Below are 19,508 nucleotides of genomic sequence, written 5' to 3'. Positions count from 1 at the left end.
GATCAATAGTCCTTGTCCAGTCTTATCCGGCCGAGCCACAGAACGAGCATGGTCAGCAAAGCGAGGACGAGGAAGAGCAGCGTCGAGGCGGCGGAGCCGTAAGCAAACTTGTCGAACTCAAACAGGCTCTCGCGGGCAAACACCGACATCGACTTGGTATGTATGTTGTTTGGCGTGAGCACGTAGATCAGATCGAAGATACGCAAGGCATCGAGACCGCGAAAGATCATGGCCACCATCAACGCCGGCCGGATGAGCGGCAAGGTGATCTTCCAGAAAATTCTCCATGCGCCGACGCCGTCGAGCTTGGCGACCTCGTAGATTTCTTGTGGAAGCATCTGGAGGCCGGCGAGGATGAGAAGCGCCATGAAAGGGGTCGCTTTCCAGATGTCGACGACAAGGACGGCGACCATCGCCGTGTCGGCGCTGGCCGTCCAGGCGATTTTTGTGCTGATCAGGCCGAGCTTGAGCAGGACGTCGTTGATGATGCCGAACTGGTCGTTGAGCATCCACTGCCACATCTTAGCCGACACGATCGTCGGGATGGCCCAAGGGATGAGAATCGCGGCGCGTACGATGCCGCGGCCGCGAAACTTGGTGTTGAGCACCAGCGCGACGATCATGCCGAGCACCGTCTCGCAGGTCACCGAAATCACCGCGAAGCGCACCGTGTTCCAGACAGCGCGCCACCAGAGCGGATCGGCGAGCAGCCCGTCATAGATGACGCGGCCGCTCGGCATTTGCAGGACGGAGAAATAGTTGGCGAAGCCAACCCAGCGGCGGGCCTCCAGATCGGCGAGGGAGGCATCGGTGAAGCCGAAATAGATCGTGCGCGTCAACGGCCAGCCGGCAACGGCGGCGAGCACGATGAGCATCGGGGCAAGCAGAAGCCATGCCGAGCGCGCACGCTGACGCGCCAGCAGCGAGCCTGAGCGCGGCGAGGTCACCAGGCGGTGCCCTTGAGCCTGGTCAAGGAGAACTCCAGATCGGCAAGGTTGTCGGCGGCCGTGCCCTCGCCGGACATGATGTTGTGGACGGCGGTCCAGAACTCGCTCGATGCTTCATTATACCTGGTCTTGGCCTGGGCCGAGGGACGCGGCACCGCGTTGAGGACGACTTCCTTCCAGCGCGGGATAACCGGCTGGGCGCTGGCGATGTCGGCATCGTCATAGAGCGCCTGAATGGTCGGCAGATATGCCCCCTTCAAGGCGCGGTACTTCTGCATCTGAGGCGAGGCGATCCATTTGACCAGCTCGACCGCTGCATCCGGGTTCTTCGAATATTTGGAAACCGCGAGATTCCAGCCGCCAAGCGTTGCTGCTGGGCGCGCGCCCTCACCCGACCCCGGCGGCAGCGTGGTCACCTCGAACTTGCCTTTGATGGGGGAGCTTTCGCTGTTGCCAAGCGCGTAGGCGTAGGGCCAGTTGCGCATGAAGACGGCGTTGCCGGTCTGCCAGACTCCGCGCGACTCTTCTTCCTGGTAGGCTAGAACGCCGGGCGGCGAGATGGTTCCCACCCAGCTCCTCGCCATTTCCAGCGCTGCAGCTGCTTGCGGATTGTTGATGGAGATCGTGCCGTCCGGCTCGATAATCTGGCCGCCGCCGTTCGACTTCACCCATTCGAGTGCATCGCAGGTCAGCCCCTCATAGGCGTTGCCCTGGAAAACGAAGCCCCACATGTCCTTGTTGCCGGCGTCGCGCTCCTTGTCCATGACAAGCTTGGCGGTATCGGCAAGCTCGGCCCAACTGGCCGGCACCCTGGCGCCGTATTTGTCGAGGAGGTCCTTGCGGTAGTAGAGCGCCGGAGCGTCGGTGAATATCGGCAAGGCGACGAGCTTGCCGTCCACGGTCTGCGATTTGATGATCGATGGAAAATGGGCGCCAACGACATCCTTGGTCGCTTCGGTCAGGTCGATGAACTGCCTTGCAAGCTGGGGGGCCCAGATGATGTCCGTTTGATAGACGTCGACGTCGCTGCTTCCGGCGGCGAGCCAGAGCCGGTATTGGCCAAACTGGTCCGTCGCCGAGGGAGGCAGCGGAACGACGCTAACCTTGTTGCCGGTCTTCTTCTCGTATTGATCGAGGATCTCGCGAAGGATTCTCTGGCCGTTGCCGGTATCGCCGGACACCATGGCGAGGTCGACAGCCCGCGCCGGCCCGGCCGCCAGAACTGCGGCCACGGCAAATGCAGCAAATGCGGGACGAAATTTCATGGATGGCGGACCTCCCTTTGGAGCTTCAGGCCGGGCAGCAGAAACGACGTCGATGCCCGACACCGTCTCCGCACACCGGCAGCTCACAAGACGCGTATTCGCCCACCAGCACTGAACTACAAAGATACGCCTTGGTTCCCAACACGAGGGTCCGGCGCCACGCGGTGGCCCCCGGCTGACCCCAACGCCACAGGGAATTGCCGCTGGCATTGGCGAAGGCGATGGTTCAAGAAGGGATCAACGACAGGCTTTCCTTCATGTCCTCCATCCGCCCGCTGATCCCGCTCCTGATCGCCGCCGGCATCCTGCTCGGCGGCAACGGCCTGCAGAGCACCTTGATTGCGCTGCGTGGTGCGCAGGAGGGTTTTCCCGCTTCCTCGATCGGCCTGATGGGCACGTTCTATTTCGCCGGCTTCCTGCTCGGCTGCCTTGCCGTTACCCGCATCATGAAGTCCGTTGGCCATGTGCGCGCCTTTTCGGCACTCGCGGCGATCGCCTCGGCGGGAACGCTGCTTCTGGTGCTGGTCATCGATCCGGTGATGTGGTGCGCCGTGCGCTTTGCCGGCGGGTTCTGCTTTGCCGGCCTGTTCACCATCATGGAAGCCTGGCTGAATTCCGGCGTCACCAACACCGACCGGGCGCGGGTGCTTGCCATCTACCGCATGGTCGATATCGGCTCGGTGACGGGCGCCCAGTTCCTGATCCCGATCTTCGGCGCCGGCGGCTTTGCCATCTTCGCCATCATGTCGATGATGATCACCGTTTCGCTGGTGCCGGTTTCGCTCGGCGACCGCTCCAATCCGACGCCGCCGGAAGACGTCAAGCTCGATTTGGCGCGCGTCTGGCGGATTTCACCGCTCGGCTGCTTCGGCTGCATCGCCGTCGGCGTCACAAACAGCGCCTTCCGCACCCTATCGCCGGTCTATGCCGAGCAGATCGGCATGTCGGTCGCCGACGTCGTCACCTTCGTCAGCGTCGGCATTTTCGGCGGCGCCATCATCCAATACCCGCTCGGCTATCTCTCCGACCGCTGGGACCGGCGCTCGGTCCTGCTGATGACGACGTGCTGTGCGATGGTGGCGGCACTGGCGCTGGCCTTCGTGGCAGGCGGCAGTCCGTTCCTCAACTTCCTGCTCGTCTTCATCTTCGGCTGCTTCGCCATGCCGCTCTATTCGCTGTCGGCGGCGCATTCCAACGACCGCGCCGACAAGGGCGAGTTCGTGCTGATCAATGCAGCCTTGATGCTGTTTTATTCCTTTGGCGCCATCGGCGGGCCGTTCGCCGCCTCGACGGTGATGCAATTTTTCGGGCCGAGCGCGCTGTTCGTGTTCAGCGCCACCGTCTATGCGATCTTCGTGGCCGTTATTCTCTACCGGATGCAGGCGCGCTCCGCCGTGCCGGCCACCCATCGCAGCCGTTTTACGGCGCTGTTGCGCACGTCGACGGTTTTTGCCCGGTTGGCGAAGCGGAATGCCGATTCCGATGAACCCGCAAAGCCTGGATAGAGGTGCTTGCGCTTGACGAAAGCGCGTGCGGCTGAAATTGAAGGAGACCCTAGTCCCTTGCCAAAAGCGATTTGATGCACGTCATCACCACCCAGAAAGAACTCGAGACCGTTATTGCCGCTTTCGAAAAGGCGGAGTTCGTCACCGTCGATACCGAATTCATTCGCGAAACGACCTTCTGGCCGATCCTGTGCCTGATCCAGATGGCAGCGCCCGGGGTAACGGCACTGATTGATCCGCTGTCGCCCGACATCGACCTGAAACCGTTCTTCAGGCTGATGGCCAACGAGGCGATCGTCAAAGTCTTCCATGCGGCGCGGCAGGACATCGAAATCATTGTGCATCTCGGCGATCTGGTGCCGCATCCGGTGTTCGACACCCAGGTCGCGGCGATGGTCTGCGGCTTCGGCGACAGCGTCTCCTACGACCAGCTGGTGCAGCGCATCACCGGCGCGAGGCTCGACAAGTCCTCGCGCTTCACCGACTGGCGCCACCGTCCGCTGTCCGAAAAGCAGCTCGACTACGCGCTCGCCGACGTCACCCACCTGATCGAGGTCTACAAGCATCTCAGCGCCGAGCTGGTGCGGGAAAACCGCGCCCACTGGCTGAACGAGGAGATGGACGTGCTGACCTCGCGCGAGACCTACGATCCGCATCCCGAGGATGCCTGGAAGCGGCTCAAGATGCGGCTGCGCAAGCCGCAGGAACTGGCGATCGTTCAGGCGGTGGCCGCCTGGCGCGAACGCGAAGCGCGCGAGCGCGACGTGCCGCGCGGCCGTGTGCTCAAGGACGATGCGATCTACGAAGTGGCGCAGCAGGCGCCGCGCGACGCCGCGGCGCTGAGCAAGCTGCGCACCACGCCGAAGGGCTGGGAACGCTCTTCGACGGCGACGGCATTGCTTGGCGCAGTCAACGCTGCCCTTGCCCTGCCCAGGGAAGAGATGCCGAAGCTGCCGAAGAGCTTCCAGCCGCCGGAGGGGTCGAGCGCCGCTGCGGAGTTGCTGAAGGTGCTGCTGCGGATCGTTGCCGAAAAGGAGGGCGTCGCATCGAAGGTACTCGCCTCCAGTGACGACATCGACCGCATCGCTGCCGAGGGCGAGGAAGCCGACGTGCCTGCATTGCAAGGTTGGCGGCGTGCCGTTTTCGGCGAGGCCGCGCTCAAGCTGGTGCGCGGTGAACTCGCCATCAGGTTCGACAAACGCAAGATCGCTGTGTTCGACGTGCAGCCTTGATCTGCTCAGACCAGGCCGAGCAGATGCAGCGCCAGCCATATCCAGCCAAGTGCGAGAACTACCGCGCCCAGGTAGAATGCCCTGCTGCGCAGAATTAGCCGATTGCTGGTCAAGTGGACCGATGCGTGAAGAAAGCGGGAGACGACAAAGATCCACATCAGGGCCAAGGTCAGATAATTGACGCCATTGGTCACGTGCAGCGTCAAGCATAGGACGTAGAAGAGCACCGGCAGTTCGAACTGGTTACTCAGATTGTTGGCGACGCTGATGCTGGAACCAGGCTCCGTCGAGCGCGTCTTGAACTGGCCGGTCTTGGCTTCGCCCGATCTGACCGCATCATAGCGGCGCCGGCCCATTACTACATAGACGATATAGACCAGCAGCACCTGCGCCAGCATCGGCCAGAAGATCGCGGTCTGGTTCAAGACGCCCCCTGTCGTTGTCACCGAGCCTTCAAGGCCGTTTCTGAGCCATCAGAGTGAAAGCCGCAATGACGGTCACCGGCACCGCCAGAAGCGCGAATTTGGTGACGATCAGCGCCGAGGCGAAGGATAGCGAATCCGGATTGGCCGACAGGAAATCGGACAAAAGACGAGCCACGGCGATGTTCTGGGCATAGTCGGCAAGCGTGTAGGGCAGCACCAACACGGCTGCGAATATCGGCTGGGTTTGCGCAGGCAGTGCACGGAAGTTTTTCAGCCGCCGGCCCGTGGCCAGGATCAGGCTGACCATCGTCAGCGACAGCAGCGCCGGAAACAGCAAGTCGAAGGTCAGGTAATGCCAGACGAGAATAATCTCGCTGCCGCGCCGGCCGAGGGCCGTTAGCCAGGCCATGCCCTCATCCGGAGTGAAACCGGCATAGCGGATGTCGAGCGACGGCAGACCGCCGCTCAATTGACGAAAATAGAGGAACTCCATCGCCGTCATGATGATGAAAACCGCCAAGGTGGCGACACAGAGTGCGGCCGCGTGGCGCGACAGCCGCAGGATCATTGCCGCCAGATTGCGCCAAGACGCATGACGGTCAGGCTCCGCCAGGATAATTCGGGCTTTCGCGGGTAATCGTGACGTCATGGGCGTGGCTTTCGCGAAGTCCGGCATTGGATATCCGCACAAAAGTGGCGCGCTCGCGGAAATCGGCAAGGTCGCGGCCACCGACATAACCCATAGCGGCTTTCAGGCCGCCTGCAAGCTGGTGCAGCACGCCAGACACAGGTCCTTTGTACGGCACCTGCCCTTCGATGCCTTCCGGGACCAGTTTCAACGTGTCGCGCACCTCGGCCTGGAAGTAACGATCGGCGGAGCCGCGCGCCATCGCGCCGACCGAGCCCATGCCGCGATAGGCTTTGAAGGAGCGGCCCTGATGCAGATAGACCTCGCCCGGGCTCTCGTCGGTTCCGGCCAGCAGCGAACCGATCATCGCCGCGCTGGCGCCGGCGGCCAGCGCCTTGGCGAGATCGCCCGAATATTTGATGCCGCCATCGGCAATGACCGAGACGCCCGATTTCTGCGCCGTCTCGACGGCCGACATGATTGCCGAGAGCTGCGGCACGCCGACGCCGGCGACGATGCGGGTGGTGCAGATGGAGCCTGGTCCGATGCCGACCTTGACCGCGTCGGCGCCGGCATCGATCAGCGCCAGCGTGCCTTCTGACGTGGCGACGTTGCCGGCCAGGATGCGAACCGAGTTGGAGAGTTTTTTGGCCCGCGTCACCGCATCCAGGACGCGCTGCGAATGACCGTGCGCGGTGTCGATCACCAGAAGGTCGACGCCGGCGTCGATGAGGCGCTCGGCCCGTTCGAAACCGTCATCGCCGACGCTGGTGGCGGCGGCGGCGCGCAAGCGTCCCTGCGCATCCTTGGTGGCGTGCGGGTTGAGCTGCGACTTCTCGATGTCCTTGACCGTGATCAGCCCGACGCAATTGCCGTCGCGGTCGACCACAACAAGCTTCTCGATGCGGTGCTGGTGGAGCAGTCGCTTGGCCTCGTCCTGATCGACGTTCTCCTTGACCGTGATCAGGTTCTCGCGGGTCATCAGCTCATAGACCTTTTGCGCCGGATCGGACGCGAAGCGGACGTCGCGGTTGGTCAGGATGCCGACGAGCCGGCCGACCGTGTGGCCGCCGGTGCCGCCGTTCTCGACAACCGGAATGCCTGAGATGCTGTAAGTGCGCATCAGACCCAGCGCATCGGCAAGCGTTGCCTCGGGACCGATGGTGACAGGGTTGACCACCATGCCGGATTCGAATTTCTTCACCTGCCGCACCTGCTCGGCCTGTTCGGCCGGCGAGAAATTGCGGTGGATGACGCCTATGCCGCCGGCCTGGGCCATGGCGATGGCGAGCCGCGCCTCGGTGACCGTGTCCATGGCGGCCGACAGGATCGGCACGTTGAGGTCGATGTCGCCAGCGATGCGGGTGCGGATGTCGGTCTCGCCGGGCATGACCTCGGAATGACCGGGCTGCAACAGCACGTCGTCAAAGGTCAGCGCCAATGCGCCGGTGGACGTCTCGATGATTTTTGCCATGGCCAGCCCTCGGAATGCAGGAAAGGCGCTCGCCCTGATGGACAGCGCCGACTCGTCTTCTTCCCTTTCAGGATTGGCGCTGGCTCGTAACACGTCCCGTCGCCGTTGAAAAGCCGATGGTTGTGTAGTGGCAAAGCTGCATTTGCCGCAGGTGCTGCAAGACTTGCGGTTCGCAAAAACGTGACAGCAAATTAATGCGACATCCGGGCCAAGCCATGATAACCGCCCTATGTTCCGGTTTGGCCCCAAGGCCGGCAAGCAATCGCGACGCACATTTTCAAGGCCGGATCCATCGTGAACCGCACCATTCCGCTTATCCTGGCGGTCGCTCTATTCATGGAAAACATGGATTCGACCGTCATTGCGACATCGTTGCCGGCGATCGCCATCGACATCCACACCAGCCCGATCGCGCTCAAGCTGGCGCTGACCGCCTATCTGGTATCGCTGGCGATCTTCATTCCGATCAGCGGCTGGATGGCCGACCGCTTCGGCGCCAAGAATGTCTTCCGCGCCGCGATCGCCGTGTTCATCGTCGGTTCGGTCGCTTGCGCGATTTCCAATTCGCTGCCGGCTTTCGTGGTCTCACGCTTCCTGCAAGGCATTGGCGGAGCCATGATGACGCCGGTCGGACGCCTGGTGCTGGTACGCGCGACACCGAAAAGCGAACTCGTCGCCGCTATGTCGTGGCTAACCGTCCCGGCTCTGGTCGGCCCGCTGGTCGGCCCGCCGGTAGGCGGCTTCATCACGACCTATTTTTCCTGGCACTGGATTTTTCTGATCAACGTGCCGATCGGGCTGATCGGGATCTGGCTGGCCACGCGTTTCCTGCCGAAGACCGACGCCGCGGAGACGCCGCCGCTCGATTTCATCGGTTTTGTGCTGAGCGGGCTGGCGGCATCGGGCATTGTGTTCGGCCTGTCGGTGGTCAGCCTGCCGGCTCTGCCGCCCGCTGCCGGCTTTTTCACCGTAGCCGTCGGGCTGGCGTCGGCGGTGCTTTACCTGCTGCACGCGCGCCGCGCCAAGAATCCGCTGCTGGCGCTCGAGCTGTTTCGCAATCGGGTGTTCCGCTCGTCGGTGCTCGGCGGCGGACTGTTCCGTATTGGCATCGGTGCCGTACCATTCCTGTTGCCGCTGATGTTCCAGATCGGTTTCGGGCTGACGCCGTTCCAGTCCGGCATGATCACCTTCGTCTCGGCAATCGGCGCGATAGGCATGAAATTCGTCACCGCCCTGATCTTCAGGGTCGCCGGCTTCCGCCGTGTGCTGATTTCAGGCTCGCTCATAGCTGCCGCGTCCATCGCCATCAACGGCCTGTTCACACCCGACACGCCCTATGGGCTGATCCTCGCCATGCTGCTCGCCGGGGGCTTCATCCGTTCGATGTTCTTCACCGGCATCAACGCGCTTGCCTATGCCGAGATTTCGGCCGCCGACACCAGCAAGGCGACGCCGATCACCGCTGTGTTCCAGCAGTTGGCGATCGCGCTCGGCGTGGCGCTGGCCGGCGGCATCCTGGAAGTGTCGACCAAGATCCATGGCGGCCCGCTGACGCTGGCCGACTTCCACACCGCCTTCTTCATCGTGGCGGCGGTATCGGCGGCAGCCTCGCTGTCGTTCATGCGGCTGGCGCCGGACGCCGGCAATGCCGTGTCGGGACATGGCAGGTTGACGCCGCCGAAGACGCTGGAGCCGGTGAGCCCGCCGGGGAGTTGACCTTTGCTCGTGCTTACGGACGCCGGAGGGACAGCGCCCCCCTCTGTCCTGCCGGACATCTCCCCCACTTGGGGGGAGATCGGACGTGACATCGGCTTTCGCCAATGTTCAACGTTGCAGGATTAGACGGCGCGCCGAAGCTGCCAATCTCCCCCCTCGTGGGGGAGATGTCCGGCAGGACAGAGGGGGGCGCGAAGGATCACCACAGAGCGATTTTCACGCCGCGCCGTTTCCGCCCTTAAAATCCTTCGCCAACAAATAGAGCTCCACCGACTCATCGCGCGAGGCCGGCGGCTTGACGTGATGGACGGAGCGGAAATTCCGCTTCAGCCTGGCCAGCAATTCGTTCTCGGCGCCGCCCTGAAACGTCTTGGCGAGGAAATGTCCCCCCGGCTTCAGTACCGACAGCGCGAAATCGGCCGCCACCTCGCACAAATGCATGGTGCGGATGTGGTCGGTCCGCTTGTGGCCGGTGGTGGGTGCGGCCATGTCGGAGAGCACGATGTCCGGCGGCCCGCCCAGCGTCTCGGCCAGCTTCTCGGGTGCCTGGGGATCGAGGAAATCCATCAGCAGCACCGGCGCGCCCGGCACCGCGTCCATCTCCAGATAGTCGATGCCGACGACGTTCGGGTGTTCCGCGGTAGATTTCGTACGTGCGGCGGCGACCTGGCACCAGCCGCCGGGTGCCGCACCAAGGTCAATCACCTTCATGCCGGGCTTGAGCAAATGGTGCTTGTCGTCGATCTCGATCAACTTGTACGCCGCGCGCGAGCGATAGCCATCGGCCTTCGAGCGCTGGACATAGGGATCGTTGATGTGGCGCTGCAGCCAGCGGCGCGACGATTCCTTCAGGCCGCTTTTCTTCTTGATCTTCGTCTTCAGCACGCGAATGCCGGCCGAACTCGGCTTTTCAGGTTTCTTGGTCATTGCCGGCCTCGCCGCCAGACGCCGTCATCGGCCATCAATTCGCTCAATATGCCCTCGCGCAGGCCACGGTCGGCGACACGCAGCCGCTCCGACGGCCAGACGGCACGGATCGCCTCCAATATGGCGCAGCCGGCCAGAACCAGGTCGGCGCGGTCGGCGCCGATGCAAGGGTTGGCGACGCGCTGCTGGAAATCCCAGCCGACCAGTCTTTCGACCATGCGGTCGACGCTGTCGCGATCCATCCACAGCCCGTCGACACGGCGGCGGTCGTAGCGTTCGAGATCGAGATGGACGCCGGCCAGCGTCGTCACCGTGCCCGACGTGCCGAGCAGATGGAATTTCGGGCTGGACAGGAGGTGGCTCAGCCGGTCGCGCCCATCGAAGGCGCGCAGCCGCATTGCGACGTCCTCGACCATGGCGCCAAAGATCTCGCGCGTGACCGTGCGGCCGCCAAAACGCTCGGCCAGCGAGACGACGCCGACCGGCAGCGAGGTCCACGAGACGATATGGTTGGCAAGCCTTGGCGAGCGCTGACCGGTGAGGTCGATCAGCGCGATTTCGGACGAGCCGCCGCCGATGTCGAACAGCACGACGCCTTGCGTGTCGCGCTCGACCAGCGAGCCGCAGCCCGACACTGCCAGCCGCGCCTCGGTCTGGCGGTCGATGATCTCGAGCTTCAGGCCAGCCTCGCGCTCGACGCGCTCGAGGAACTCGACGCCGTTGGCGGCGGTTCGGCAGGCCTCGGTGGCGATCAGCCTGGCCTTCCTGACCTTGCGGTTGCGCAATTTGTCACCGCAGATCTTCAGCGCCTCGACCGCGCGGTCCATTGCGGCGTTGCCAAGCCGGCCATTGGCGGTAAGCCCCTCGCCCAGCCTGACGATGCGCGAGAAGGCATCGATGACGCGGAACTGGCCATGACGCGTCGGCACCGCGACCAGCAGGCGGCAATTGTTGGTGCCGAGGTCGAGCGCGGCAAACACCGGCAATTCCTGCAGCGGTGGCGGCGTGCGGGCACCTTGCCCCAGCCTTGGCGACGTTGCCGGGGCTGAGGGCGGAGGCACGTAAGCCGCTGGCTGGGGCGGACGCGCGGCCGGGGTCTCGTTGGCGGCGGGCACCGAAGCGCCGGCCGCCAGCGGACGAGCCTCGTCGCGTGCGAAAACCTTGCGCCCGCGCCGGCGCTTGCGCCGCTTCTTGGGTTTGCCGTTCTGATGCGGGCCGTTCTGACCCTTGTGATCGTGGGACGTGTCGCCAGCCTGTCCATTGCCGGACCGGGGCTGCACCTGACGGCCGTAGCGTCCGGTGGATGGGCTTGCCTGGCCGGACGGCGTCGGCGAACCCCTGGACACGCCCACTTCCGGCGCGCCAGCGCCGGCGTCGTGGTCTTCCACTGTCGTTCCTTCCGGCGCCGCGCGAACCGAGATCGGACGCAGCAGGCGCTTTTACATGTTCAAGTTGCCGCCAGACTATCAGCGCCGGGCCGGATCACCAAGAGTGCCCGCAGCGAATTTTGCCGGCGGCGTGAAGGCGGCGACGTCGGTGACCCCTTCTCCCCTTGTGGGAGAAGGTGGCCGAGCGAAGCTCGGTCGGATGAGGGGTGCTGGACGGATCGCGGCATTGAAGATGTAACCCCTTCAAATCATTTTATTTTTTCGAGCTGAGTTCCTTCCGGCACCCTTTATCCGGCTCGGCGCTGCGCGCCGATCCACCTTCTCCCACAAGGGGAGAAGGGAAGGCGCGAGCGCCACAACGTGCCTTCCCGGTTGAATAGCCGGCTTCAATGAGGCATTTCTGAAATGGAGGGTAAATCATTCGGGACCGCGGGCGGTTTGCCTGCTGCGAAAACGGGTACGGGCTGCAACGCATGATCGTCATGCCATGAACTGGAGGCGCTATTTTTGGCCCGTCATCGGCATCGCCGCTGTGGTGTTCTCGCTGTGGCTGCTGCTGCACGAATTGCGCGGCATCTCGCTCGACGATGTCTGGGCCGGCATAATCGCCATCCCGGCGCGCGGCTGGGTGCTGGCGGCGCTGAGTTCGGTCATCGCCTATGCCTCGCTCGCCGGCTACGACCACATCGCGCTGCTGCACATCGGCAAGAAAGTCTCGTGGCTGTTCGTCACCTTCTGCTCGTTCACCACCTACGCGCTGTCGCACAATATCGGCGGCTCGGTGTTTTCCGGTGCGGTGATCCGCTACCGCGCCTACGGCACCAGGGGCCTGACCGGCCAGGACGTCGGCATTCTGGTGGCGATCTGCTGGATCACCTTCGTGCTGTCGACGCTGTTCGTCTCGGGCATCGTCCTGCTGCTCGAGCCCGAGGTGATCGACCGGTTTTCCGGCATACCGCATCACCGGCTGGCGCAGGCGGGAGGGCTCGCCATGCTGCTCGTGGTGGCGGCCTATATATTCGGCAGTTGGCTGCATCTGAGGCCGCTGAGGATCGGCAGCTTTCAGCTGCATTATCCGGCGCTGCCGATCGTGGCGCGGCAATTGCTGGTCGGCCCGATCGAGCTGCTGGCGGCGGCGGCGATCATCTTCTTCGCCCTGCCCGCCACCGGCAATCCCGGCTATTTCATCGTGCTCGGCGTCTTCTTGGTGTCGTTCTCGATCGCGCAGATCTCGCATGCGCCAGGCGGGCTCGGCGTGTTCGAGGTGGTGTTCCTCGCCGGCTTGTCGCATATGGACCAGGTCGGCGTGCTGGCGGCGCTGCTGGTATTCCGGCTGTTCTACCTGATCATCCCGCTGCTGATCGCGCTCGGCGTGGTGCTGTTCTTCGAGCACTCGCAATATAGCCGCAGCGAGAGTTGAAGCGCCGGAAGCCGACGATTGAACCCAGACACAGGGTTGACTATTTTCCGGCGGCGGCTACAAGGGCCGCGCGGCTGCCTGGCGGCCCACCCTGCGCGACAAGCGCCTGCTGGGGAATAGGTTAACGGTAGACCCACGGACTCTGACTCCGTTAGTCCTGGTTCGAATCCAGGTTCCCCAGCCATCTTCCGCAAGCGCGTGAGTGCGAGACAAGCGGCTCGGCCGAAAGCCCCGGAGAATCGGTGTGGAAAGGCCGAGGGGAACCCCGGCGTTTAGCACGCGTTGCGGGCACTGCTGATTAGCAGACCTAATTAACCTGCCAAGCCAACCTTTTCACGTATCGAGGGATTCTTCCCATTCCGAGCCCATTACCCATGACAGAGCGGACATCCGGCCGCTCAACAGCCCCCACTCAAAATCGGCCCAGCCGAGATTCTTCTTGCCGTATTTTCGTTCAATGCGACGGGCCGCCTTATAACCTGACTCAGGGATTGTCACATCTTCCCCCTGCCTTATGCGGTAGAGCAGATTTTGGTGTCTGTTCCACCAAACCTTGTCCCAAAACTCGTTGTAGGCAGCCAAGATGGCGGAATCATTCCGTCGTAAGATCATTGGCCAGACCCCACCCTCGTTCTCGTCGTCGGGAATCCACTCCACCTTATCCCCGTCAGCCGTGTAGCCGATGGGATGGCCATTCGGTCCCTTTTCGTTTGGAGCTACTGGGTCAGTGGTTTGCGCCTTGGTGCGCGTCATCCCCATAATGCTGTTTCGGAACTCATCAGCTTCAGCGGGCGTAATGCCTGCCGTCTTCAGCGAAATCATCATTTCAGTGACCTCCCGCTGTCGCGTCAGCCTTGCCGATGGGCGCGTATGCTTCGCTGTCACGGTGCGAACCAAACCAGTCAAATGTCGAAACAAAAGGTGCCGAAATTCCGTGGGGCTTTGGAACTCTCCAGTGAGCGCTTTGCCATACGTTTGGGCCTGGAAATCCTTCAGGGACGCGAGCTGAGTCACGTTGATCGTCGCGGGATTTACCGGGCGTTGGGAGAAGTAAATCATCGAAGGCCGTCCTGTGGCGACAAACCTGTCAATCTCCTCCACCGTTCCGGATATTGCGACACCCGTGTTGCTGCCAATTCTCGTCCAGAACAGGCCGACCAGCGTATCGGCACCGTCGACGATCTGGGCATTGATGCTGGCTTGTGGCCTGTTACCTGCCTGCGGAAAAACGTGCGTCTCCCAACGCACGGGCAACAGCACTATACCCTGGGCCTCAGCGTTCAAAGCGTTCCAATCGTGAATCGCTGCTTCTGCGGCATCGCGTTCCTCGGTCAGGTCGGAAGGCGATGCGATCAGAACCTTCAAAGTTGTGGCATTGAAAGACATTTTGCCTCCGGTATTCCCTTGCAACCAGGCAAGCCTTTGCCCTGATACGACCAGCTAAATCGTGCCGATGAAAATCGAATTCATCCGGATACGGCAACCGCATCACTAGATCGGCGATGAATACCAGGTAGGAAATACGGTGACAGTGCACTTTTTACCATGTCGCCCCCGCCTCATGGTGCACCTCACCGCGTTCCCGGTCTGCCGCATCCCCCAGCACCGTACGGGCGAGCCAAAGTGTTTTCACGTCCGAAGACTATGTGTTCCACAAGAACTGCTCATAGAATATCGCCGCGTCGCCGATGTCGCGGTTTTTCGATACACCCGTGGGCCGAGAGTATCGCCGGGCAAATCGGCAAAGCGGTAAGCCCCGGAAAACGAGGCAGGCGACGAAAAGAAATTAGTGCACTGTCACCGCAATTCCTAAAACCTCTCCGGCAACCCTTCTACTCCCCGACAATGGACGTCGGCGGGCGTGCCGAGGTTATCGGATCGGCATGACGAAGGACGATCCTCCACGCGCCTTCCTCGCGCCGGAATATGGTGGTGACCCGAAGCGCAATCGGCACCAGTTTGTTGCCACCGCCGACCTTGGATTGGAACCGCTCGACCTCGATGATGTATCCCAAATCGGCTGTCGCATACTCCGAGATGCGCTCAAAGCCGATGGCCTTGCCGTGCCGGTAATTGGTGGCGGCCCGTTCCATGATCTCAGCGGCCTTTCTCCATCCCTTCGCCGGCGGGCCAAAGGGATTGGCAATAATGACGTCGTCCTGTCGCGAGTAGAGGTTTTTTAACGGCTCAGGATCGCCCTTTACGAAGGCATCCAGAGCCAGATGATCCTGCTCGATAAATTTCGTTAGGTCGGAGGCTAACATCTTAACATCGCCACGTGACTAAAAAGAGAGCTCTATCAAGCGCTTCATCCGCCCTTCGCCTTGCCGTAGCGTTTGGGCTGGTGTCCGGAGTATAGATCAGAATTACGGTGTGAGTGCACTTTTTCAATGTCGCCCCCGCCGCATGGTGCACCTTGCCGGCGTTCCCGGTCTGCCGCATCCCCAGCACCGTGCGGGCGAGCCAAAGTGTTTTCACGTCCGAAGACTATGTGTTCGACAAGAATTGCTCATCGAGTATTGCCGCGTCGCCGATGTCGCGGTTATCGATGCACCCGTGGACGGAGCATCGCCGGGCAAATCGGCAAAGCCGTGAAACCCGGAAAACGAGGCAGGCGGCGAAAAGAAAATAGTGCACTGTCACCGTAATCCTACGAGGCACGCGCGGCGACATCGCCGCCCTGCCCGCGCGGTTTTCAACAGCCGCGCCTGCTGGGGAATAGGTTAACGGTAGACCCACGGACTCTGACTCCGTTAGTCCTGGTTCGAATCCAGGTTCCCCAGCCAACCACCCGGCTCTTTTTCGAAGCTCTCATGGCGTCGCAATATCCTCGTTATTTCAAAATACTAGGTCATTATTTCGCATCACAAACGTCGTACAGAGCCCGTGTTTGCGCCTCTCTGCCCGGACTTCTCGCCTCAGTCTCTGCTGGCGTTACGCGACTAACGCCCATGGAAAATGCGATGCGGTGGTCGATGCAATAACGATTGATCTGGGCCTGTTGCCGGTTAGGTGCTGGCTGGACGCCGCGGCATGAAATCCGCCCACCGGAGCGTCGAATGCTTTTGCAGCATACTAGATGATCAGTCGCAACTTTGAGAACGGCGACCGCTGCAGATGCCAGTCCTCTTTTCTTGGGTCCTCGTTCAGATCGCCGCTGAGACAACTTTCGGAGGACATAATCCCCCTGGTCACTACGCGCAGCTAACGATCTTCATCGCGAACTCCTAACGCCGCCTTGATAGCATCAAGTATGTTGAACAAGACCTCAATCGAGTAACCCACCACAAACGCAAGAGCGGTCTTAGATAGGGTAGCAAACGTGTTTGAAACACCAGTCGTTAGAACGGTTGTCCCATCGTGAGTTGCTATTGTGGAGAGTTGCTCGACTGATGGAGTTAGCCAGCCAATAGTGAGGCCAGCGATTAGACCGAGAATTATTCTTGGCCAATAGCCGTCCTCGGCCATCGGAGACAATGACACACTCTCGAGGCGCATCGTCGTGTCCCGTATAATGAAAACAGCAACTCCCAAAAAGGACGCGATCATTGGAATAAAGTAATCAAGTATGAATTTATTTATACTCTTTTGAACAGATATCACCATAGAGTTATAAACCGTGTATGTTTCTCCATCAGCTCCGTCAATTGTACCTTCAGAAATATTCTGACCAGTTGCCCAGAAGATCGGACTTAGAAGTGCATATGCGCCTTGGATCTCCTGCTGAATGCCAAGCTTGGCTGCTTTGAGAGCCACTGAATCCGGTCCATCTCGGTTCGATGGGCTGTCTTCGACATTTCGGACGAAATCCTCGTCAGGGGAGTTGGGACTGGGATTTAACGCGGTGGACGAGTTGGGATGTGCCATGACGGGCGAGTCGGGATGTGTAGCGGCGGGCGAATTGGTTTCTTCCGCACTGGTTGGCGTGCCTGTCTTTGTCATACCTGCAAGGCGAGTACCGTCGTACTCACCTCGTATTACCTTGTCTCTTTCGGTGGTCGCAACGACCAGATTATCTAATGCATCATTGGTAAGTTGAACATATGCGCCAAGCATAAACGTGATTACAAAAAGCACTACCGCGGCAACACGTATCCATACTAAAAGAGTGGATTTAGATCGTCTGCCGAATTCTCCGAATATTACTTTGTAGTATCGACTTTCCCTGATTGACTCTGGCGTCGCTGGCGCCGCCACTGCGGAGAGATGGGCGAGCTGATTCCAAAGCTTTATTTCATCCGCGCGATCGAATTTTCCTGCTATTAAATTATCAGATACCGCGGTGTCCAAATGTTCTGTTAATTCGAGTATCTTATCCCCATGGCGTCTAGAGATATATGAAATTAGAATTCGGACGTCATTCGCTGCGTTTAGAACGATGGTTCGACTTTCCTTGGAAAGGTTGCTGATTTCACTTGCAGCCCGTTCACTGTCACTTTCACTAAGGTCGACGTACGTGCTCATTCTGTCGCCACTCTAAACGCGACAGAACAGGGCGGACCTGATGATAGACATATTAGTCGATCTCCTTGCGATAAAACCAGCGTGTATAAACCAGGACGCATTCTTGTTAGGAACTGGACATGAAATCGCCAGTCAAAATTGTTCGGAGTATTGCCTTCAGCTTCTGATTTCACTGTGGAAATATTGAGACGATCGCTGTCGATCCTTAAGAAGCCATTGCTCGACGAGTCATCACCTTCTCGCCACAGCTGCACTTTGAACTGGGCTTTGGCGGCTGCCGTATCCAGGTAAGACAGGTCCCCTTCCAGTCTGAACCAAACAAATAGCGGAGCATTCAGTGGCAGCGAAAACTCGCCTCCAAGGTAGTCGCTTTGCTGCGGACAGTTGCGCCGTCCAAGGTTTCTGACAGCTGCAAATTGAGTGATTTCTAATTTGCCAGCAGCAGTGCCTGATATGTGATTGGGGAGACAGACGTCGGCGGCGCTTATTTCGGTTACACTACCCAATAAGCATGTCGACACCGCTATCGATGCGCGCACAAAATTTCCTAAGTACCAGAAGCGAGCCGATGGTACATGCTGCCCCCGGTTCCGAGACCTATTCGGCTTTTTATCGACAGACAGTAATTTCACAGTTACCTCCGAAACCTTCACCCTATGTAACCGACACGAAGGCCCTTATCTAACCTCGCTTGAACCATGGAAACAGCCTCTCCCTTTGTGACAACTCCGTCGGAATTCACATCTAACCCTGCGTTTTGTTCATAATATATTGTCCCTTTTGAAAAAATTATGGTCGCATCTGCAACTCCGACGGCCTTCGGCCATAGTATTGCCATATATACGTCGGACATCGTCTTGAATCTGTTCTTATACGGTGAGAAATACTTTGAGACGTAATGCATTTGTTGAACCGCGGTCATAGCAAGTAGCGCTTCAATGGAAGTACCGAGCGATGTTGCCGTCTGTGGCATGAACTGTATCAGGCCAGTTGCTTTGCTCGTCGGGTTTTGCTTTCTTGGGTCGAATGTCTCGCCGGTTTCAAATGCCATACAGGAGCTTAAGTGACTCGGGTCGCACCCAAGATCAATCGCAAGTGCGATGACGCTGGACTTAAGTGCTGGTTCTAAGATCTTTCCCCATGCAATCGGCTGGTTGGGCATTAGCGACGCAGAAGTTAGGGGCGCCGGGAGATGGGATGTTGAGCTAACTGCCGGCGGCGGAGAGGCGACTGTTCGACGCGTTGGAAGAACCTGAGGTTGTCCGATACGACAGCGCATGATGCCGAATAGGTTCTCGCCGTTCACGACGATAGGGAGGAGATAGCCGTTTGGGCTGCGCCGGATCGGGCGTTTCGTCACAGAGTTCCCGATATTTCCTCCAATGATCCAAACCGACTCAGGCGTGACATCAACCACAACGTCGCAATGACCATCATACGCGCCCTCTTTCTGATGATCGTAGTCCACATCTGGCTCCCGACCCCAGCACACGATGTCGCCGATGGTGGGCTGATACTCGTTCAGCCGCTCGCACCAGTAGCCGGCCTCCACCCTGTTTGAAATTCGGTCTCTTATAGCCTGCGAAATGTACACAGAGTGCTTCGTCGAGTAACGGAAACGATCGCTCGCGCCGGCTTGTTTCACAACCCAGGATATGAATGCCGCAGACCACGGCCATCCTGCGCTAGTTCCGTCGACTCCCTGAGTTGACGTTCCTTCCTTCCAGTAGACACCAATCCTCGCAGCGTAACCGACCTCTTGTTCTTTGTGACCCACGGACACTGCAGCGCCATTTTCGTCGTAAACCTGGCCGCCGAAGTATTCCCATTCGGCCACGCATTGCCTTACCAGCTCATCCACAAATGCAGGTGTAGGAGAAGAGGCAGCCGGTACAACGCTAGAGAGGGGCTCGGCCTGCACTGGCGGTGTGGCAGTGACCGTATTCGGATTGCTCGGCGGCAGTCCGGCGCCGGATTCTTGAGAATATACAGCTATCAGGGTAAACGTTCCCGAGCCGTCAGCCTGAACGGTAACGTTCGCACTCACTTGGAATATGAGCTTAAGCTGCTCGGCTTCTGCTGCAGTCAAACTAGGGATTACAATTGGCGGCTTCATA

Annotated in this window: 16 protein-coding genes and 2 tRNA genes; 6 read left to right on the top strand and 12 right to left on the bottom strand. The window is 60.3% G+C overall.

Annotated elements, in window-relative coordinates:
• Positions 1-2 precede the first annotated feature (2 nt).
• Together NKJ40_RS07250 and NKJ40_RS07245 are read right to left on the bottom strand one after the other, a co-directional pair.
• A complete protein-coding gene (locus tag NKJ40_RS07250; RefSeq protein ID WP_352465594.1) occupies positions 3-875 on the bottom strand; it encodes a carbohydrate ABC transporter permease in 873 nt (290 codons plus the stop codon).
• A gap of 68 nt (positions 876-943) precedes the next feature.
• Entirely contained in the window at positions 944-2,212 is a 1,269-nt protein-coding gene (locus NKJ40_RS07245; RefSeq protein ID WP_352465504.1) for an ABC transporter substrate-binding protein, read from the bottom strand.
• 257 nt (positions 2,213-2,469) lie between these two features.
• Between NKJ40_RS07245 and NKJ40_RS07240 the strand changes: the two genes are divergently transcribed.
• Together NKJ40_RS07240 and rnd are read left to right on the top strand one after the other, a co-directional pair.
• The gene (locus tag NKJ40_RS07240) at positions 2,470-3,717 is read left to right on the top strand and encodes an MFS transporter (protein ID WP_352465593.1); all 1,248 of its coding nucleotides are present in this window, start codon (positions 2,470-2,472) and stop codon (positions 3,715-3,717) included.
• A gap of 74 nt (positions 3,718-3,791) precedes the next feature.
• Entirely contained in the window at positions 3,792-4,949 is a 1,158-nt protein-coding gene (rnd, locus tag NKJ40_RS07235) for a ribonuclease D (RefSeq protein WP_352465503.1), read from the top strand.
• A gap of 5 nt (positions 4,950-4,954) precedes the next feature.
• Here rnd and NKJ40_RS07230 read toward each other — a convergent pair whose 3' ends face one another.
• Genes NKJ40_RS07230 through guaB form a run of 3 tightly spaced genes read right to left on the bottom strand, consistent with a single transcriptional unit; the run spans position 4,955 to position 7,476 of the window.
• A complete protein-coding gene (locus tag NKJ40_RS07230) occupies positions 4,955-5,374 on the bottom strand; it encodes an MAPEG family protein (protein ID WP_352465502.1) in 420 nt (139 codons plus the stop codon).
• Between the two features lie 28 nt (positions 5,375-5,402).
• Positions 5,403-5,942 (bottom strand): hypothetical protein, encoded by a 540-nt coding sequence (locus tag NKJ40_RS07225; RefSeq protein ID WP_352465501.1) that lies wholly within the window; start codon positions 5,940-5,942, stop codon positions 5,403-5,405.
• 31 nt (positions 5,943-5,973) lie between these two features.
• On the bottom strand, positions 5,974-7,476 hold the full coding sequence (guaB, locus tag NKJ40_RS07220; RefSeq protein WP_352465500.1) for an IMP dehydrogenase: 1,503 nt from the start codon (positions 7,474-7,476) through the stop codon (positions 5,974-5,976).
• Positions 7,477-7,770: 294 nt separating this feature from the next.
• On the opposite strand from guaB, the gene NKJ40_RS07215 reads away from it, so the two are divergent.
• A complete protein-coding gene (locus NKJ40_RS07215) occupies positions 7,771-9,192 on the top strand; it encodes an MFS transporter (RefSeq protein ID WP_352465499.1) in 1,422 nt (473 codons plus the stop codon).
• Between the two features lie 216 nt (positions 9,193-9,408).
• On the opposite strand, the gene NKJ40_RS07210 is transcribed toward NKJ40_RS07215, so the two are convergent.
• Positions 9,409-10,119 carry an RlmE family RNA methyltransferase gene (locus tag NKJ40_RS07210; RefSeq protein WP_352465498.1) on the bottom strand — a complete coding sequence of 237 codons (711 nt, stop codon included), beginning with the start codon at positions 10,117-10,119 and terminating at the stop codon, positions 9,409-9,411.
• The gene (locus tag NKJ40_RS07205; protein WP_352465497.1) at positions 10,116-11,507 is read right to left on the bottom strand and encodes a Ppx/GppA phosphatase family protein; all 1,392 of its coding nucleotides are present in this window, start codon (positions 11,505-11,507) and stop codon (positions 10,116-10,118) included. The genes NKJ40_RS07210 and NKJ40_RS07205 overlap by 4 nt, the downstream gene beginning before the upstream one ends.
• Before the next feature lie 487 nt (positions 11,508-11,994).
• Between NKJ40_RS07205 and NKJ40_RS07200 the strand changes: the two genes are divergently transcribed.
• Both NKJ40_RS07200 and NKJ40_RS07195 read left to right on the top strand, forming a co-directional pair.
• Positions 11,995-12,927 (top strand): lysylphosphatidylglycerol synthase domain-containing protein, encoded by a 933-nt coding sequence (locus NKJ40_RS07200; RefSeq protein WP_352465496.1) that lies wholly within the window; start codon positions 11,995-11,997, stop codon positions 12,925-12,927.
• Positions 12,928-13,037: 110 nt separating this feature from the next.
• Positions 13,038-13,111, top strand: a tRNA-Gln gene (locus NKJ40_RS07195).
• A 149-nt stretch (positions 13,112-13,260) separates the two neighbouring features.
• Here NKJ40_RS07195 and NKJ40_RS07190 read toward each other — a convergent pair.
• Both NKJ40_RS07190 and NKJ40_RS07185 read right to left on the bottom strand, forming a co-directional pair.
• Positions 13,261-14,313: a DUF4062 domain-containing protein gene (locus tag NKJ40_RS07190; RefSeq protein WP_352465495.1), complete on the bottom strand. Its 1,053-nt coding sequence runs from the start codon at positions 14,311-14,313 to the stop codon at positions 13,261-13,263.
• Between the two features lie 446 nt (positions 14,314-14,759).
• The gene (locus NKJ40_RS07185; RefSeq protein ID WP_352465494.1) at positions 14,760-15,191 is read right to left on the bottom strand and encodes a YybH family protein; all 432 of its coding nucleotides are present in this window, start codon (positions 15,189-15,191) and stop codon (positions 14,760-14,762) included.
• 448 nt (positions 15,192-15,639) lie between these two features.
• On the opposite strand from NKJ40_RS07185, the gene NKJ40_RS07180 reads away from it, so the two are divergent.
• A tRNA-Gln gene (locus NKJ40_RS07180) sits at positions 15,640-15,713 on the top strand.
• A 418-nt stretch (positions 15,714-16,131) separates the two neighbouring features.
• On the opposite strand, the gene NKJ40_RS07175 is transcribed toward NKJ40_RS07180, so the two are convergent.
• From NKJ40_RS07175 to NKJ40_RS07165, 3 genes are all read right to left on the bottom strand, one after another.
• Positions 16,132-17,391, bottom strand: coding sequence for a hypothetical protein (locus NKJ40_RS07175; RefSeq protein ID WP_352465493.1), 1,260 nt, complete (start codon positions 17,389-17,391; stop codon positions 16,132-16,134).
• The gene (locus NKJ40_RS07170; protein ID WP_352465492.1) at positions 17,388-17,930 is read right to left on the bottom strand and encodes a hypothetical protein; all 543 of its coding nucleotides are present in this window, start codon (positions 17,928-17,930) and stop codon (positions 17,388-17,390) included. Before NKJ40_RS07170 ends, NKJ40_RS07175 begins: the two co-directional genes overlap by 4 nt.
• Before the next feature lie 110 nt (positions 17,931-18,040).
• Positions 18,041-19,507 (bottom strand): DUF2272 domain-containing protein, encoded by a 1,467-nt coding sequence (locus NKJ40_RS07165; protein ID WP_352465491.1) that lies wholly within the window; start codon positions 19,505-19,507, stop codon positions 18,041-18,043.
• Position 19,508: the final 1 nt, after the last annotated feature.

This window comes from Mesorhizobium sp. M0119 (assembly GCF_040322615.1).
GTDB lineage: Bacteria > Pseudomonadota > Alphaproteobacteria > Rhizobiales > Rhizobiaceae > Mesorhizobium.
This window is presented reverse-complemented; position numbering and strand designations above follow the sequence as displayed.

What these genes read in the sequence shown, in the direction of transcription:
- NKJ40_RS07175 (WP_352465493.1), bottom strand. Translation starts at nt 17,391, where the DNA reads ATGAGCACGTACGTCGACCTTAGTGAAAGTGACAGTGAACGGGCTGCA.
- NKJ40_RS07190 (WP_352465495.1), bottom strand. Translation starts at nt 14,313, where the DNA reads ATGTCTTTCAATGCCACAACTTTGAAGGTTCTGATCGCATCGCCTTCC.
- rnd (WP_352465503.1), top strand. Translation starts at nt 3,792, where the DNA reads ATGCACGTCATCACCACCCAGAAAGAACTCGAGACCGTTATTGCCGCT.
- NKJ40_RS07250 (WP_352465594.1), bottom strand. Translation starts at nt 875, where the DNA reads ATGCTCATCGTGCTCGCCGCCGTTGCCGGCTGGCCGTTGACGCGCACG.
- NKJ40_RS07210 (WP_352465498.1), bottom strand. Translation starts at nt 10,119, where the DNA reads ATGACCAAGAAACCTGAAAAGCCGAGTTCGGCCGGCATTCGCGTGCTG.
- NKJ40_RS07200 (WP_352465496.1), top strand. Translation starts at nt 11,995, where the DNA reads ATGAACTGGAGGCGCTATTTTTGGCCCGTCATCGGCATCGCCGCTGTG.
- NKJ40_RS07225 (WP_352465501.1), bottom strand. Translation starts at nt 5,942, where the DNA reads ATGATCCTGCGGCTGTCGCGCCACGCGGCCGCACTCTGTGTCGCCACC.
- NKJ40_RS07185 (WP_352465494.1), bottom strand. Translation starts at nt 15,191, where the DNA reads ATGTTAGCCTCCGACCTAACGAAATTTATCGAGCAGGATCATCTGGCT.
- NKJ40_RS07245 (WP_352465504.1), bottom strand. Translation starts at nt 2,212, where the DNA reads ATGAAATTTCGTCCCGCATTTGCTGCATTTGCCGTGGCCGCAGTTCTG.
- guaB (WP_352465500.1), bottom strand. Translation starts at nt 7,476, where the DNA reads ATGGCAAAAATCATCGAGACGTCCACCGGCGCATTGGCGCTGACCTTT.
- NKJ40_RS07165 (WP_352465491.1), bottom strand. Translation starts at nt 19,507, where the DNA reads ATGAAGCCGCCAATTGTAATCCCTAGTTTGACTGCAGCAGAAGCCGAG.
- NKJ40_RS07240 (WP_352465593.1), top strand. Translation starts at nt 2,470, where the DNA reads ATGTCCTCCATCCGCCCGCTGATCCCGCTCCTGATCGCCGCCGGCATC.